The following is a 16,185-nucleotide window of genomic DNA, read 5'->3' on the forward strand; positions in this document are numbered from 1 at the left end:
AGCGGCGGCATTCGCCCGGGGCGCGACGACCCGTCCGGCACGGGGGCGTGCGAGGATCGATCCCGTGCAGATCATCACCGCCCCGCTCGCCCAGCTCGACGTCGTCATCGCCTACGGGGTCTGGAAGCTGCGTCAGGACGTCTTCGTCGTGGAGCAGGACTGCCCGTACCACGACCTCGACGGTCGCGACGTCGAGCCGGGCGCCGTGCAGGTCGTGCTGCTGGCCGAGGCCGCGCCCGACTCCGTGTCCGACGGCGGGACCCGCGTGCTCGGCACCGCCCGCGTGCTGGACGACGGCGACGTGTGGCGCATCGGCCGGGTCGCCCTGGCCAAGGAGGCCCGCGGCAAGGGCCTGTCCGACGACGTGATGCGCGCGGCCATCGCGTACATCGAGGACGCCGGCGACGGCCGCGACATCGTGCTCGACGCCCAGTCGCCGCTCACGCGCTGGTACGGCAAGCACGGGTTCGTGGCGGACGGCGACGAGTTCCTGGACGACGGCATCCCGCACACGCCGATGCGGCTGGCGCGCGTCCACGCCTGAGGGCTGAGGGCCCCAAAAGAGCTGGGCCGGCGCCGTCGTCGGGCATAGCGTCGGGCGCGTGACCGACGACGCGCACCCCGCAGAGCCCGCCCCCGACCTCCGCGCCCACCACCCCGGCGACGACCCCGCCGACGGCCAGTTCCCCGAGAGCGTGGCCGTGGGCTACGACGACCCGGGCGGCGCGAACGACGCCGCCGTCGTGACGCCCGCCGTGGACCTCCTGGAGGAGCTCGCGGCCGGCGGCCCCGTGCTGGAGCTGGCGGTCGGCACCGGGCGCATCGCTGCGCCGTTGGCGGCCCGCGGCGTCCGGGTGGGCGGTATCGAGCTGAGCCGGGCGATGGCCGCGCGGATCGCCGGCAAGCCCGGCGGGAACGCCGTGGGCGTGACCATCGGCGACATGACCACCACCCGGTTCGACGGGTTCGACGGCGCCGTCCGGCCGGGTGACTTCTCCCTGGCCTACCTGGTCTTCAACACGATCAGCAACGTGACCACGCAGGACGGGCAGGTCGACGTCTTCGTCAACGCCGCGGCGCACCTGCGGCCCGGCGGACAGTTCCTGATCGAGGTGGGCGTGCCGGGGCTGCGCCGCCTGCCGCCCGGCCAGGACACGGTCCCGTTCACCGTCGCCCCCGCCGCGGGGGACACCGGGTACGTGGGCTTCGACCGGTATGACGTCGCCACCCAGCTCTTCTCGTCCAACCACGTGACGGTGCGGCCCGACGGCACCGGGCAGTTCCGCTCGGTGCCCTTCCGGTACGCCTGGCCCGCCGAGCTGGACCTCATGGCGCGGATCGCCGGGCTACGGCTCCGGCACCGCTGGGCGGGCTGGGACCGGTCGCCGTTCACCGCGGACTCCGAGAAGCACGTGTCCGTGTGGGAGAAGGCCTGACCGGGACGACCCTGACCCCGGATGGGGCGGACGGACCGGGCCGGGTAGGCGGCCGGGCCCGCCCGCCCGGTCTCAGTAGGCCCCGCGTCCCGAGACGACGGCCCGCGCCGTCTGCCCGAGGATCGCCAGGTCCTGCATCGGCGTCCAGTTCTCGGCGTAGTAGACGTCGAGGCGGACCGCCTCCTCCCAGGGCAGGTCGGACCGGCCGGAGACCTGCCACATGCCCGTCATCCCGGGCTTGACCAGCAGCCGGCGCCGCATCCGCTCCTCGTACGCCGCGACCTCGTGCGGGAGGGCCGGCCGGGGCCCCACGAGGCTCATGTGGCCGACGAGCACGTTGAGGAGCTGGGGCAGCTCGTCGAGCGAGTACCGCCGCAGCACGCGGCCCACGCGGGTGATGCGCGGGTCGGTGCGCATCTTGAACAGGGGGCCTGCCGCGTCGTTGTCCGCGGTCAGCGCCTTGACCTCCCGGTCGGCGCCCACGCGCATGGTGCGGAACTTGAACATCCGGAAGATCTTGCCGTCGCGCCCCACGCGCTCCGACAGGTAGAACAGGGGGCCCTTGCTGGTCAGCGCGACGGCCAGCCCTACGCCGAGCAGCACCGGCGACACCAGCACCGTGATCGCGGCGGCCAGCACCCAGTCGATGGCCTGCTTCACGCGGAACTTGTGCCCGCGGAAGCGGGGCGCGGCCACGTGCAGCAGCGAGAGGCCCGACGCCGGGGAGACGCTGACGCGGGCCGCCGAGACGTCGGCGAGCTCCGTGGTGAGCATGAGGTCGACGCCGACCCGTTCGAGCTGCCAGCCGAGCCGGCGCACCAGGTCCGTGGTGATGCTGCCGGACGCGCTGACCGCCACGGCGCTCGCCCGGACCAGGGCCGCTGCCTCGCCGACCCGGGACAGGTCGCCGAGCACGGGCACGCCGCCGACCTCGTCGCCGGGCAGACCGTCGCGCGGCGGCGTCTCGCCGGGGGGCGTCTCGCCCGCAGGCGTCTCGTCGGACGGCAGGCAGGCGCCCACCACCACGAAGCCCTTGTGCGGCGCGCCGTTGAGCCGGCGGATCACGCGCTCGGCCTGCTCGCGGTGCCCGACGACGAGCACAGGCGTCATGCAGCCCGTACCGCGCCGTCGGGTGCGCGCCACCCACTGCCGCCAGGCGTAGCGCGAGCCGATCAGCCCGGCGAGGCCGAGCGGCAGCACCACGGCCTGCGCGAGCACGTCCCGTGGCTCGACCGACCCGGTGAGCCAGGCGGCGAGCACGAGCAGGCTCACGGCCGTGCAGGTGGCCCCGAAGATGCGCCGGTACTCCGTGTGGTCGCGGCCCACGACCCGCAGGTCGTACGAGCTGCGCGCGGCCACCGAGCCGATCCAGACTGCCGCCACCAGGGCCGACACGGCGAGGGACCGGAGCGGTCCGGGGTGCCCGGGGGTGCCGGACAGCAGGGTCGCGTCGAGCACCGACGCGAGGATCACCGAGGCGAGGACGACGGCTGTGTCCGTGTAGCGCAGCCGTGCGCGATAGCGCACCTGCCACTGCGGGTGAGCGCGTCGCGCGCGGACGTCGTGAAAACCACGCGACGCCGCATTCTTCACCCTTTTCTCGGTGAGCTGCGGGCGAATTTCGAAACCGCCACCTATCGTCTGGCTCGCCACGTCGATTCCTTCCTTCCCTCTGGCCAGGAACGGGTTTTCGGGCGCAGTCGATCGCGAGGCGTCGACGCGCCCTGGTGGAGCCGGGGGGTGGTGGTCCGGGCCTTGCAACAGCAGCCTCGGGGCGTTGTGTGTGCCCGGTTCTCGTTGCTATTTCTTGGTCACGATAATATGAGGGTCGCTGTATTCTGTCGTGCTCCAGGTGCCATTTTCAGGGGCCTTCACCCGCCACTTCACCCATTTCGATGAAAAGGTGAGACGGCGAGCTGGAAAAGAAATAACCGACGGTCGCTCAGTGCCGAAAAGTCGCGTTCGACGGCGCCTCGCGGAGCACCCCGTCCGACTCGGTGAACTCGTCGCCGGTGACGGGACAGCGCCAGCCGTCGCCCGCGGTGCGCTCCAGCGGCACGCCGGCCCGGCCGACCCACCGGATGCGCCTGGCCGGCACCCCGGCGACGAGCGCGAAGTCCGGTACGTCGGCGGTCACGACGGCGCCCGCCGCGACGGTCGCCCACCGGCCGACGGTCACGGGCGCCACGCACACCGCCCGGGCGCCGATCGCGGCGCCGGTACGGATCGTGACGCCGACGGCGTGCCAGTCGTCGGTGGTCTTGACGGTCCCGTCCGGCGTGATCGCCCGCGGGTACAGGTCGTTGGTCAGCACGGCGGCGGGACCGACGAAGACGCCGTCCTCCAGGACCGCCGGCTCGTAGACCAGGGCGTAGTTCTGCAGCTTGCAGCCGTCACCGATGCGGACGCCGGGCCCCACGTAGGCGCCCCGCCCGACGGTGCAGCCGGACCCCACGACGGCGTCCTCGCGCACCTGGGCCAGGTGCCAGATGGTGGTGCCGGCGCCGATCGTGGCGCGCTCGTCGACGTCGGCCGAGTCCTCGACCCGGGCCGCCCCCTGCTCGTCGATGGTCATGACATGCCCTTTCCCGTCACCGTGCCCGCGCGCCGACGAACGCGTGCAGGCTGCCCGCGGTCTCCAGCAGCCCGCCGGCGAGCTCGTCGTCGTCCACGGTGATCCCGAACCGGTCCTCGAGGGCGGTCACCAGCTCCAGGACGGCCAGCGAGTCGAGCTCGGGCAGGTCGCCGAAGAGGGGGGTGTCGGCATCGAACGAGGCCACGCGGTCCTCGATCCCGAGCACCTTGCCGAGCACCTCGAGCACGTCGGAGAGGGCCACCTCGCCGGTCGTGGTGCTGCCCGCGGGGCCGTCTGTCACGTCGCTGCTCATCATGTCTCCAGTCAGGAACTTCAAATGAGGACCTCGGCGGGTGCCGGGTGGCCCAGGAAGGCGGTCGGGCTGGCGGTCAGGCCGTAGGCCCCCGCCTGGAGCACGACCACGAGGTCGTCCGGTTCGGCCCGGGGCAGGGGGACGTCGTCCGCCAGCAGGTCGAGGGGGGTGCAGAGGCAGCCGACGACGGTGGCCTGCTCGCTCTCGGCCGACGCCATCCTGGTGCCGACCAGCACCGGGTAGTTGCGCCGGATCACCTGCCCGAGGTTTCCGGACGCGGCGAGCTGGTGGTGCATGCCGCCGTCGACCACCAGATAGGTGCGGCCGCGGGAGACCTTGCGGTCGATGACACGGGTCACGTAGCTGCCCGCCTCGCCGACGAGGTACCGGCCGAGCTCGATGTGCACGTCGGCCTCGGGCAGCGCCGGGGCGATCTGGTCGGCGACCACGGCCGCGAGGCTCTCGCCCACGCGGGCGAGGTCGACGGGCCGGTCCTTGGGGAAGTAGGGGATGCCCAGACCGCCGCCCAGGTTCACGTACCGCACCGGCCCGGGCGCGTGCTCGGCGAGCGCGACGACGAGGTCGGCCGTGGCGCGCTGGGCGCCGGCGATGAGCTCCGCGTCGAGGTTCTGGGATCCCGCGAAGACGTGGAAGCCCGTCATCTCGACACCGGTCGTGCCGAGGTGGCGGAGCAGGTCGGGGACCTGCTCGGCGTCCACGCCGAACTGCTGCGGGCCGCCCGACATGCGCATCCCCGAGCCGCGCACGGCGAAGTCGGGGTTGACGCGGATCGCCACCCGGGGGACGACGCCGAGCGACTCCCCGGCGGCCACGACCCGGCGGGCCTCGGTCTGCGACTCGAGCTCGACGAGCACGCCCGCGGCGACCGCCGAGCGGATCTCCTCCGGCGTCTTGCCGGGGCCGGCGAAGCTGATCCGGTGCGGGTCCGTCCCGGTGTCCAGGGCCGTGTGCATCTCGCGCGCGGAGGCGACGTCGAGCGCGTCGACCAGCCCGGCCAGGTGCTGCACGACCGCGGGCATCGGGTTGGCCTTGACGGCGTACCCGAGCCGCACCGCGTCGCCGAGCGCGGCCCGGACCTCGCCGACCCGGTCGGTGATGCGCTGCCGGTCGTACGCGAAGAACGGCGTGGACCCGACCCGGGCGGCCAGGCGTGTCAGGGGCACCCCGCCCACGAGGATCTCGTCGCCCGAGACGGGCACGGCCGCCACGGCGGGGTGGGGCGCGACCAGCGGCTGCGCGGTCACTCGGCCACCTCCGCGACCAGCTCCGCACGGATCGCCGGGCGGTCCAGCTTGCCGTTGGGGTTGCGGGGGAACGCGGCGGCCACGTGGACCTGGGCCGGCAGCATGAACGTGGGCAGCGACTGCCGCATCTCCTTGAGCAGCCGGTCGGTGTCGACGGGCTCCGCGGACAGCACGGCGAGCGCGATCCGCTGCCCCAGCCGGGTGTCCGGCACGCCGATCGCGACCGCCTCGCGCACGAGGCCGGTGGCCAGCGCCGCCTCCTCCACCTCGGTGGGGCTCACGCGGTACCCGGAGGTCTTGATCATCTCGTCGGCGCGGCCCACGAAGTACAGGTAGCCCTCGGCGTCCCGCACCACGGTGTCGCCCGACCACACGGCGGGCTCCGGCACGGCGCGCCACGGCTCGTCGTACCCGGGCACGGGGCGGAACCGCGCCGCCGTCCGCTCCGGGTCGTTCCAGTAGCCGAGCGCGACGAGGCTGCCGCGGTGCACCAGCTCGCCCGGTTCGTCGGGCGCGCAGGGGGTGCCGTCCGGGCGCAGCACCAGCACCTCCGCGTTCGGGATGGCCTGCCCGATCGAGTCGGGGCGCGCGTCGACCTGCGCGGGGTCGAGGTAGGTGGACCGGAACGACTCGGTCAGCCCGTACATCAGGTACGGCGCGGCTGTGGGGAACAGGTCGCGCAGCTCGTGCAGCAGCGCGCCGGACATGCGCCCGCCGGTGTTGGCGAAGTAGCGCAGCGCGAAGCGGGCGCCCGAGGGCCACTCGACCGCCGCGAGCTGCGTCCACAGGGGCGGCACGCCGGTGATGCCGGTGACGCCGTACTTCTCGCACGCCGCGGTGACGTTCCGGGGGAGCAGGTAGTCGAGCAGCACCGCATGGGCGCCGACGGCGAACGCGGTGGTGAGCTGGCTCAGGCCGGCGTCGAAGCTCAGCGGCAGCACCGCGAGCAGCACGTCGTCGGCCGTGTTGTGCAGGTAGCCGGAGACGCTGGTGGCGCCCACGACCAGGTTGCGGTGCGACAGGACGACGCCCTTCGGGGCGCCCGTGCTGCCGGACGTGTACAGGATCGCCGCGATGTCGGTGTCGGGGCCGGACGGCGTGGGCTCGTCGGTCGGCGGTTCTCCGTCGGCCTGCTCGCCGGCTGCCTCGTGCGCGCCGTCGGCCCAGCGGTGCACCGTGAGCCCGGGCACGTGGGGCAGGTCGTCCGGCACACCGCCGTCGGCCGGGTCGACGAGCAGCACCGTGGTCAGGCCGGTGTCGCCGAGGTGGTCGCGGACGGCGCTCAGCCGGCCGGGCGAGGTGACGAGCACCCGGGCGCCGGAGTCGCGCACGACGTGGGCGACCTGCCGGCCCTTGAGCAGCGGGTTGACGGGGACGAAGACGCCGCCGGCCACGGAGGTGCCCCAGAGGGCCTCGACCGTCTCGAACCGCTTCTCCAGGAAGACGGCCACCCGGTCGTGCCGGACCACGCCGAGCCCGGAGAGGCGTGCCGCGGCCCGGCGCACGCCCTGCCACAGCCGCGCGTACGTCAGGGTCGCGTCCCGGGCCGACAGCGCAGGGGCGTCGGGCCGCAGGCGCGCCTGCTGCTCGAGATGCTGATGGATGGTCGTCACGAAGATCACGGTAAAGCGCGAACGACGATTCTCGTCAGGTCGGTGACGGGTGAATAGGGCCAAAAAGCGGGTGAACCCAGAATGGGTGAAAAAAGGATCGCCGGGCGTCGTGCGAGCCACAGGACCAATCGTTTCGTATCAGGTGCACAAGGTGAATTACCGCGCATCCAACAAAAGTCATCCCCGCCGCGACGTCAATGCATTGGTGAATTGTCTCCCGCGGTGCCGGTTTCACCTCGTCGCACGCCGATCACCACGGCACCTGGGTCAGCTCGCTGTAGAGGTAGCTGACCGACTCCGGCGGCCGGCCGGTGCGACTCAGGTACATCGTCGGCCGCTGCGCCGACAGCCGCACCGAGTGCCACGGGCGTGGTCCGCTGACCCGGTCCTGCAGCAGGGTGAACGGCAGCCCGTGCGCGAGCAGGACGTGCCGGTAGACGGCGGGCGCAGCGGCACGGAACAGCTCGCGGTCGCTCACGTGGAGCACCGAGGCGAACAGGCGCAGCCGCTTGCGCCGCACGGCGCGGAACACCACCCAGCACGGCCTGCCGTCGACGACCGCCACCACGTGCCGCGCGGCGGCCGAGTCGGCGTGGTCGCGGTAGGCGGCGAGGTCAGGGCCGGAAAGTACGGCCTCGATGTCGGCCCGGCCGGTGAGCAGACGCACGCCCGGCGAGGGCAGCGGGAGGTTGACCACGAGCGCGCCGGCCGTGTCGAGGTGGTGGAACCCGAGCCGTTCGTTCAGCGGCACCACGGTGCCGCTGGGGGACAGGTCGGTGAGCTCGCGGTCGCGCTGGGCGAGCATCGCGCGCAGCAGCCGCAGCGAGTGGTGGCGGTACTCGTCGAGCACGCACCAGGCCGCGACGTTGCACACGGCGCGTGGCCCGCCGGGCCCGTCCTGCTCCGAGTAGAGGGCCGCGTACACGCCCACGACCCGGCCCTCGGACGTGAGCAGGAACCCGTGGTCGGGGTGGCTCGTGGCCCAGGTGGGGCGCAGCGAGCGCGCCCACTGCCCGGGGGTGAGGGAACCGTCGAGATAGACGCTCAGGAATTCGCCCACCCGCGGCAGGTCGTCCGTCGTGACGGGGGCGAGCTCGACATCTTTCGAATGTGCCACGTCGGCGAGTATGACCCCGAAAATAGGGCCTTGGGGTTGCCTGGGGCGCATTTCTCACCCCTGTTCTCACCCGGCCCGGGGCTGCATTCGGCAAGCGGCAGCCGTCACTATCGGTTGGTGGCTGTCAACGAACCCGGATCCCCTCGCGTGGCCAGCGTGCTGCTGGTCGCACCCGCGTGCGACGGCAACGACGTGGGCGAGTCCTGGCTCGCCCACCAGTGGGCGAGCCTGCTCTCCGAGCGGTTCCGGGTGACGCTCCTGTCCACGTACAAGAAGGGCCACGTGCCGCCGTCGCGGCAGCTCCCGGGCGTGCGCGTGGTCGAGTGGCCGGAGCCGCCGCTCGTGCACCGCGCGGAGCGGCTCAACAGCCTGCTCCAGCCGGCGTACGTGCCGTTCTACGTGCGGGCGCGCCGCTACGTCCGCGGCCGCCTGGCGGCGGGCGAGCGGTTCGACGTGGCGCACCAGCCGGCGCCCGTGGCGATGCGCTACCCGTCACCCGCCGCCGGCCTCGGCATCCCTCTGGTGGTGGGGCCGGTCGGCGGCAGCCTGGAGTCGCCGCCCGCGTTCGCCCGGGAGGAGGTGGTCCCGTGGTACCAGCGGCTGCGCGCCCTGGACCGGCTGCGGCTGCGGTACGACCCGCTCCTGCGCTCCACCTACGAGTCCGCCGACTGCGTGGTGGGCATCGCCCCCTACGTCCAGGAGGTCCTCGGCGACGTGCGGCTGCGGCGGTTCGAGACCCTCCGCGAGGTGGCTCTGCACGCGGTCCGGCCCGTGATCGACCGCACGGGCCGCTCCGGCCCGGTGCGGCTGCTGCACGTCGGCCGGCTGGTGCGGACCAAGGGCGCCCGCGACGTGATCCGCGCCATGGCCACGCTGCGCGACCTGCCCGTGGTGCTCGACGTGGTCGGGGACGGCAACGACCGTCAGGCGTGCGCCGACCTGGTGCAGGAGCTCGGGCTGGCCGACCGCGTGACGCTGCACGGGGCGGTGCCCCGCGCCGAGGTCGACCGCTTCTACGAGCGGGCCGACGTCTTCGTCTTCCCGAGCTACCGGGAGCCGGGCGGCGCCGTCGCCCTGGAGGCGATGTCGCACGGGTTGCCGCTCGTGGTGTGCGACCGCGGCGGCCCGGGCGCGAACGTGACCGACGCCTGCGCGTTCCGGCTGCCCGCCGAGTCGCCGGACCAGCTCGCCCGCGACGTGGCGGCCGCGGTGCGCCGCCTGGTCACGGAGCCGGACCTGCGGCTGCGCATGGGCGAGGCGGCCCGCGAGCACGCGGTGGCCGAGCACCTCTGGGACCGGCGGGTCGACCGGATGGTGGAGCTCTACGAGCAGGTCGCCGCGGCGCGGCCCGCGGCCGGGGCACAGGCCACGGGATGAGCGACGACGACCGGCGTGCCAGGATGACTCGCATGGGCCGGTCGTCCTGGTGGGTGCCGCTCCGATGGGTCGTCGGAGCGCTGGTCGCTGCCGCGCTGAGCACGGTCGCGGTGTCCCAGGCCACGTCCCCCGACGACCCGGGCGCCTCCTCCGCCGGCACGCAGCAGGACGCCGCGCCCACGCCGTCCGGTGACCCGCCGGACCCCGTCGTGAAGGCCGCGGCGCTCACGTTCCCCACGCCCGAGACCGCCGGCCTGCCCGACGGGTGGACGCCGAAGCGCACCCACAAGGGCGACCTCCACCTGACCGAGCCGGGTGAGGTCGTCAGCGACCTGCGGGTCACGGACGGCATCATCTCCGTCGAGGCGGAGAACGTGACCCTGCGGCGGGTGCAGGCCGTCGGGTCCCGGGTGGTGAACGACAGCGGGCCGGTGTGCGGGTCGGGACTGGTGGTCGAGCAGTCCGAGTTCGTCCGGAGCGACGTCCGGACCGGCGACGGCGACCTGCAGGTGATCGGCAACGGCGGATTCACGGTGCGCGACGTGGTGATCGACGGCGTGCCCGAGGGCATCCGCGTGGGCGCCAAGCAGTGCGGCGACGTGGTCGTGGAGGACTCGTTCGTCCGCGTGGTCCCGCCCGACGTCTGCACCGACTGGCACGGCGACGGCATCCAGGGCTACGGCGGCGGTGCCCTGACCGTGAAGAACACCCGGATCATCATGCGCGAGACCGCCGAATGCTACGGCACCGCGCCGTTCTTCTACCCGAGCGGCCAGGGCAACACGTCGCTGACCGTCGACGGCCTCCTGGTCGAGGGCGGCGGCTACGCCTTCCGGGCCGGCACCGAGGGCAGCGTGCGCAACCTGCAGGTGGTGCAGGACACCTGGGGCTACGGGCCCGTCGACGTCCTGTGCCCCGCCCTGACGGCCTGGCAGGCGCACACCGTGACGGTCGACGAGGAGGGCCGCACGACGCCCGTGGACCCGATCGAGTGCGGCGGCAGCGGTAACTGACGGCCCTGTCAGACCCGCGAGCTCGCGTCCCGCTCCCACGTGGTGAAGTCGCCCGCGCGCACCGCCGCGCGGGCGCGCAGCCGCCCGGCCAGCACCACGCCGAGGAACACGGGGACCTTGGGCGCCAGGCCCGGCCGCTCCCGGACCACCCGCCGGAGGTCGCCGAGCGAGGTCCGTGCCTCGGCCCCGCGCAGGCCGGCCCGGTCCGCCTGGACGTTCCCGGTGGTCACGCGCGCCCGGCGGCGCACCAGGTCGCGCAGGGTGCGCGCCGGGTGCACGACGACGGCGACGTCCGCCACGACGACGCGCTCGTGCGGAGCGAACGCCTCGGACAGCACCAGGTCGTCGGCCATCACCTCGGGCAGCGCGGCGATCCGGCCGGCCGCCTCCCGGGACACGGCCAGCACCCCGCGCCCGAACAGTCCCGAGCGCACGGTGGGCAGCGCCTCCCAGACGTCGTAGTACCAGCGCGCCAGCAGGGTCACCCCCGTGCGGGGCATGGTGCGCGACGGCGCCGCCACGGCGGCACCCCCGGGGCCCACCGCGGCCGCGAGCCGGGCCACGCCGTCGGCCGTGATCTCGACGTCGGCGTCCAGGTACACCCGCGGGAACGCGACGGCCACCCGGTCGGCCGCGCGCAGGGCGCGGGCCTTGGAGGGCTCGGGCAGGTCGAGGACGGTCACGGGATACCCCGCGGCCACGGCCGCCGTCCCGTCCGTGCACCCGTTGCAGGCCACCACGACCTCCAGCAGCCCCGGGACGGCACACAGCGCGTCCAGGAGGCGGCTGATCGTGCGCTCCTCGTCGTGCGCCGGCACGACGACGGACGCGACCGGCCCGCTCATCGCGGCAGCACCTCGTCGCTCGCGCCGAGCGCCGCCGGGCGCCGGGCCGGGCGGACCAGGGCCCGCAGCGTGGGCCACGACGCGCGGTGGCCCAGCAGGCCCCGCCGGAGCTCCACGAGCAGGGTCACCCCGTAGTACATCCAGGCCGCGCGCGTGCCGCGCCGGCGCCGGATCAGGCGCACCCGGTTCAGCATCAGCATGGTGTGCGTCTCGTGGCTCGTGCCCGAGCCGCCGCCGATGTGCATGGCGCCCGCCGTCGGCGTGTAGAGGGAGCGCCAGCCACGGTCCCGGGCGCGGAGCGCGAAGTCCGTCTCCTCGGAGTAGAGGAAGTACGACTCGTCGAAACCGCCCAGGGCGTCGAAGCACTGCCGGTCGACGAGCCAGATCGCGCCGACGGCCCAGTCCACCAGGTGCTCGGTCGCGTAGGCCCGCCGACCCTCGATCCGCTCCGCGAGGAACGGCACGCGCGTGAAGCTCAGACCGCCGGCCCGGGCCACCGTCGGCGTGCGGCGCAGCGTCGGGGACAGGCTCCCGTCCACCTCGCGCGTCCGCGGCACCACGATGCCGACCCCGCGCCGGCGCAGCACGTCCAGCATCCGCGGGACGGCGTCGGCGTCGAGCTCCACGTCCGGGTTGAGCACCAGGATCGCGGCCGACTCCGGGGAGTACCGCACCGCCTTGTTCATCCCCGCGCCGTAGCCGTCGTTGACGCTCTCCACCACGCTGCAGTCACCCCGGCGCCGCAGCAGCGTGAGCGTCTCGTCCGTGGACCCGTTGTCGACCACCACCGTGGTGTACGGCACGTCGCCGAACGCCGCGGGCAGGCTGTCGAGCAGGGCGTCGATGTGCCGGGCGCTGTTGTACGTCACGACCACCGCGGCGACCTCGGCCCCCATCAGCGCAGCCCCTTGACGAACGTCCGGGCCCGGTCCGCCGCACGGACCGTGTACCGGTCCCCGTGCCGCAGCCACGCGGCGACGTCGTCCGCCGTGTCGGTCGCGCGGAGGCTGAACCGGGCCTGCCGCCAGGACTCCGGCCGGGCCAGCGCCCGGTCGCTGGTGTAGACCCGCGTGTAGCCCAGCCTCCGCAGCGCGGTCAGCGTGCCCCGGTCGTAGCGGCCCAGCGGGCAGGCCGCGGTGCGCACCGGCTCCTCCAGCACGTCCTCCAGGCGCTCGCGGGCCAGGACGAGCTCCTCGCGCAGCTCCGGCGGGCGCAGCCGGCGCCAGACCCGGTGGTGCATCCCGTGCGACCCGACGCCCATCCCGGACCGGCGCAGCGCGCGCACGTCCCCGGCGGACAGCGAGCCCGCGTGGCCCAGGCGGCCGGCGATGACGAAGAAGTCGGCCACCCGCCCGCGCTCGACCAGCTCCGGGAGCGCCACCTCGACGTCGGAGGCGTTGCCGTCGTCGAGGCTGAGCCGCACGTCCGGCCGGACGGCGACCACGTCGAGCACGCGCCGGAACGTGTCCGTGCCGATCCAGTAGGCGGCCTCCTCGGCCGGGGCGTCGTGCGGCGGCGTCCCGATGCCGTGAAAGCAGAGATTGATCATTTGTTCATCGTGAACGACGGCAATCCGCTGCGGAATGCATTCCCGGGTGATTCTCCGGGTGATTCTCGGGGTATCTCCGCAGGGCTATGCCTGTGCGCGCAGCGAACCCGCGACACCGACCAGGAGAAAGAGCGCACCCATCGTCATCGGGAACGCGAAGGCGTCGAAGAAGAGCAGGCTGACGAACCCGACGACCACCGAGGCCGTGAGGGCCAGGGCGAGGTCGGACGTCCTGGGGTCGGTGCCCGCGCTGCGCCTGCGGACCCGCAGGAGCACCCGGACCGTGGCCGCGCCGATGCCGAGGAACAGGACGGTGCCCACCAGGCCGATCGTCACCAGGAGCAGGAGGTACTGGTTGTCGAAGATCCGGTAGGTGGGCAGGAACGTGCCCAGGCCGCGCCCGAACAGGGGGTCGCGCGCGATGAACTCGCCCGCCAGGTCGAACGAGCCGGTCCGGGAGGTGACGCTCGGGTCCTCGGACGCGCCGGTGAACAGGCCGAGCATCGAGGACAGCATGCCCGGCGCGACCACCATGCCCGCCACGGCGCCGACGGCGGTCACACCGAGCATGATCCGACGCCGGGGGCCCTTCCAGCCCAGGAGCATGATGACCAGGGCGATCGCGGCGCCCACGTAGGCGGACCGGGAGCCGGACGCGGGCACGAGGACGAGCGTCGCCGCCGCGGGGGCCCACCGCAGCAGCGGCCTGCGCTCGGTGTGCTCGAAGCCGACGTGCAGGGTCAGCGGCAGCAGCATCGTCACGAGCACGCCGTACTCGATCGCGTGCGTCGCCGTGCCCTGCGGACGGATCAGCCCGTTGCGCTCGCCGAGCTCGTAGGGCGACGTCAGGGTCAGGCCGGGCACGACGAGCCGGTCCACGAGCAGCTCGCCGAGCACGAACTGCGCCAGCCCGAGCACGGCCAGCGCCCCGCCCGCCAGCGCCAGCCGCCACACGAGCTCGTCGCGCCGGGCGACCGAGGTGATGCCGTCGTGCGCCAGGAGCAGCACGCCGGACCAGCCGAGCAGCGCCAGGATCGCGACGTCGGCGGGGCTCACCTCGTTGGACACGACCGGCCGGGACATGGCGATGACGTACGTGACCCCGACGCTGAACAGGAACAGGGCGAGCGAGACCCGGATCAGCCGGGGGCCGCTCAGCCTCGGGCGGGCGGCCCCGACGCCGGTGAGCACCCACAGGAGCAGGCTGGCGAGGCCGACGACCATCGACGGCGCGCCCGCGCTGCCGAGCGGCCCGATCACCAGCTTGGAGGGGATGGCGAACAGCAGGAGCAGGTAGACCGAGAGCCAGGTGACGACGTCGGGTCGCACCCTCCGCCGCCGCACCGGCCGCGGCGGTGAGGCATGCCGCCGGTCGGCGGCAGGCCGGGTCTGGGTCACCGGGACTCCGCGGAGGACGCCCGGGCGGCCGCGTCGTCCCTGCGGCGGTCACGCGAGTCGAGCGGGAGGTTGGGCCAGGACGGCAGGGCCCGGTCGTCCGCCGGCCGGCCCGCCGGCGGCTGCACCGACGGCGGCCGCACGGCGGGCAGCCGCACGGTCGGCGGCTTGGCCGCCAGCGGCTTGGCGGCCGGTGACCGGGGGTCCGCCGGCCGGGGATCGAGCTTTGCGTCCGGGTTCGGCCCGGCATGATTCGACCCCGCCGCGGGAGCCGGCTCGTCCGGGTCCCCGGCGGCCGGCTCCGCCGGAGCGGCCTGCCTGCGCCCCCGTGCCCGGCTGCGGACCAGCCCGTCGACGGCGACGGCCGCGACCACGGTCGCCACCAGCCCGAGGCCCCCGGCGGCGATGACCATGCGCACCGTGCCGCTGTTGTCGATCTTCGCCCGCTCGTCCTTGGCGAGGACCAGCGTCGAGACGACGGTGTTCTTCGGCGCGTCGACCTCCTCCTGGAGGCGCTCCAGCTCGACCGGGATCGACGAGGTGAGCAGCTCCAGGGTCTCCAGGGTGGCCGTGGGGCTGGCGTCGGTCACGTCGACCGAGATCACCGGCCCGCGGGTCGACTCCTCGATGGCCACGACGTACTCGGCGTCGGGCGAGCCAGAGCTGAACCGCTCCTTGGCCACGTCGCTCTCGTAGTACGCGACGACCACGCGCGCGGGCAGGTCGAGCCCGCCGAGGGCCAGGAACGGGTTGCCGCCCTCGCCGACGACCTGCTCGGACGGCACCAGCAGGACCAGCGCGCGTGCGGTGTAGACCGGGGGCTCGATGGTGCTCGCGCCGTACACGAGGCCGGCGGTCGCGAGCAGGCCCACGACGGTGACGATCCACCGGCGGCCCAAAGCTGCAATCACGTCGAGGAATGACATTTGTTCACCCTTTCCGGGCGTATCACGCCGCGCTCGACAAAGGTATCGTGCCGAGGGCGGGTAAAGGAACGAGTCGCGGAACTCCGACGCGAATTTCGCCCGCTCCAGGAAATCGCGGAGAAGCTATGACGTTGTGGGACCTGATACGTGCGGCGCTGCGGCGCTGGCCCGTCCTGCTCGCGGGGGCCGTGGCCACGCTCGGGCTCGTGTACACCACCACGCTGGACGACGGCGTGTACTGGAGCCGTACCCAGGTCGTCTTCCTCGCGCCCGCGAGCAAGGCCTACCCGAACGCGCTGCGGACGACGTCCGAGGACCTGATCATCACGGCCGGCGCGGTCGCCAAGGCCGTGGCCGGGCCCGACAAGGTCACCAAGTACGCGTCGCCCGACGCGACCCTGGTGGGCGAGGGGACGCGCGACGGCTGGTCGATCCGGCTGCCCGACACGGGCGGCCAGTGGGCCCCCAACTTCGCCGAGCAGGTGCTGTACGTCGAGGTCGTCGCGGCCACGGCCGAGGAGGTCGAGTCCCGGCAGGACGAGATCGTCGCGCAGATCGCCGACGAGCTGGACCGCCTGCAGCGCGACGCCGGGGTGGTGCCCGTCAACGACATCACCGTGACGGTCGCCCCGGAGTCCCTGGTCGTGCACCAGGTGGGGGGCTCGACCATGCGGGCCGCCGGGATGGCGGGCCTGCTCGGCGCGAGCGCCACGTTCGCGCTCATCGCCGTGCTCGAGACGCGCGCCCGGCGCCGCTGAGCC

Annotated in this window: 16 protein-coding genes; 5 read left to right on the plus strand and 11 right to left on the minus strand. The window is 73.8% G+C overall.

The window, feature by feature from the left end; all coding sequences use genetic code 11:
- The first annotated feature begins 64 nt into the window (after positions 1–64).
- A complete protein-coding gene (locus ACZ7LE_RS04700; protein WP_470402158.1) occupies positions 65–544 on the plus strand; it encodes a GNAT family N-acetyltransferase in 480 nt (159 codons plus the stop codon).
- A 58-nt stretch (positions 545–602) separates the two neighbouring features.
- Entirely contained in the window at positions 603–1,436 is an 834-nt protein-coding gene (locus ACZ7LE_RS04705) for a methyltransferase domain-containing protein (protein WP_470402159.1), read from the plus strand.
- 72 nt (positions 1,437–1,508) lie between these two features.
- On the opposite strand, the gene ACZ7LE_RS04710 is transcribed toward ACZ7LE_RS04705, so the two are convergent.
- The 6 genes from ACZ7LE_RS04710 to ACZ7LE_RS04735 form a co-directional block, all read right to left on the minus strand.
- Positions 1,509–2,963, minus strand: coding sequence for a sugar transferase (locus ACZ7LE_RS04710; protein WP_470402160.1), 1,455 nt, complete (start codon positions 2,961–2,963; stop codon positions 1,509–1,511).
- Between the two features lie 415 nt (positions 2,964–3,378).
- On the minus strand, positions 3,379–4,011 hold the full coding sequence (locus ACZ7LE_RS04715; RefSeq protein WP_470402161.1) for an acyltransferase: 633 nt from the start codon (positions 4,009–4,011) through the stop codon (positions 3,379–3,381).
- Between the two features lie 16 nt (positions 4,012–4,027).
- Complete coding sequence (locus ACZ7LE_RS04720; protein ID WP_470402162.1) at positions 4,028–4,324, minus strand: acyl carrier protein; 297 nt, start codon at positions 4,322–4,324, stop codon at positions 4,028–4,030.
- Positions 4,325–4,344: 20 nt separating this feature from the next.
- Positions 4,345–5,589: a pyridoxal-dependent decarboxylase, exosortase A system-associated gene (locus ACZ7LE_RS04725; RefSeq protein ID WP_470402163.1), complete on the minus strand. Its 1,245-nt coding sequence runs from the start codon at positions 5,587–5,589 to the stop codon at positions 4,345–4,347.
- Complete coding sequence (locus ACZ7LE_RS04730; protein ID WP_470402164.1) at positions 5,586–7,202, minus strand: acyl-CoA ligase (AMP-forming), exosortase A system-associated; 1,617 nt, start codon at positions 7,200–7,202, stop codon at positions 5,586–5,588. Before ACZ7LE_RS04730 ends, ACZ7LE_RS04725 begins: the two co-directional genes overlap by 4 nt.
- Positions 7,203–7,452: 250 nt before the next feature.
- On the minus strand, positions 7,453–8,319 hold the full coding sequence (locus ACZ7LE_RS04735; RefSeq protein WP_470402165.1) for a hypothetical protein: 867 nt from the start codon (positions 8,317–8,319) through the stop codon (positions 7,453–7,455).
- Positions 8,320–8,436: 117 nt separating this feature from the next.
- On the opposite strand from ACZ7LE_RS04735, the gene ACZ7LE_RS04740 reads away from it, so the two are divergent.
- On the plus strand, positions 8,437–9,696 hold the full coding sequence (locus ACZ7LE_RS04740) for a glycosyltransferase (RefSeq protein ID WP_470402166.1): 1,260 nt from the start codon (positions 8,437–8,439) through the stop codon (positions 9,694–9,696).
- 32 nt (positions 9,697–9,728) lie between these two features.
- The gene (locus tag ACZ7LE_RS04745; RefSeq protein WP_470402167.1) at positions 9,729–10,709 is read left to right on the plus strand and encodes a hypothetical protein; all 981 of its coding nucleotides are present in this window, start codon (positions 9,729–9,731) and stop codon (positions 10,707–10,709) included.
- Positions 10,710–10,717: 8 nt separating this feature from the next.
- Here the strand turns inward: ACZ7LE_RS04745 and ACZ7LE_RS04750 are convergent, their stop codons facing one another.
- The 5 genes from ACZ7LE_RS04750 to ACZ7LE_RS04770 form a co-directional block, all read right to left on the minus strand.
- A complete protein-coding gene (locus tag ACZ7LE_RS04750) occupies positions 10,718–11,554 on the minus strand; it encodes a glycosyltransferase family 2 protein (protein WP_470402168.1) in 837 nt (278 codons plus the stop codon).
- Positions 11,551–12,450, minus strand: coding sequence for a glycosyltransferase family 2 protein (locus ACZ7LE_RS04755; RefSeq protein WP_470402169.1), 900 nt, complete (start codon positions 12,448–12,450; stop codon positions 11,551–11,553). The genes ACZ7LE_RS04750 and ACZ7LE_RS04755 overlap by 4 nt, the downstream gene beginning before the upstream one ends.
- On the minus strand, positions 12,450–13,103 hold the full coding sequence (locus tag ACZ7LE_RS04760; RefSeq protein WP_470402170.1) for a polysaccharide deacetylase family protein: 654 nt from the start codon (positions 13,101–13,103) through the stop codon (positions 12,450–12,452). Before ACZ7LE_RS04760 ends, ACZ7LE_RS04755 begins: the two co-directional genes overlap by 1 nt.
- Before the next feature lie 84 nt (positions 13,104–13,187).
- Entirely contained in the window at positions 13,188–14,432 is a 1,245-nt protein-coding gene (locus tag ACZ7LE_RS04765; RefSeq protein WP_470402171.1) for an O-antigen ligase family protein, read from the minus strand.
- A gap of 65 nt (positions 14,433–14,497) precedes the next feature.
- Entirely contained in the window at positions 14,498–15,424 is a 927-nt protein-coding gene (locus ACZ7LE_RS04770; protein ID WP_470402172.1) for a hypothetical protein, read from the minus strand.
- A 125-nt stretch (positions 15,425–15,549) separates the two neighbouring features.
- Between ACZ7LE_RS04770 and ACZ7LE_RS04775 the strand changes: the two genes are divergently transcribed.
- Positions 15,550–16,182: a hypothetical protein gene (locus ACZ7LE_RS04775; RefSeq protein ID WP_470402173.1), complete on the plus strand. Its 633-nt coding sequence runs from the start codon at positions 15,550–15,552 to the stop codon at positions 16,180–16,182.
- The last annotated feature ends 3 nt before the right edge of the window (positions 16,183–16,185 follow it).

The organism is Promicromonospora sp. NPDC110617, from assembly GCF_055598465.1.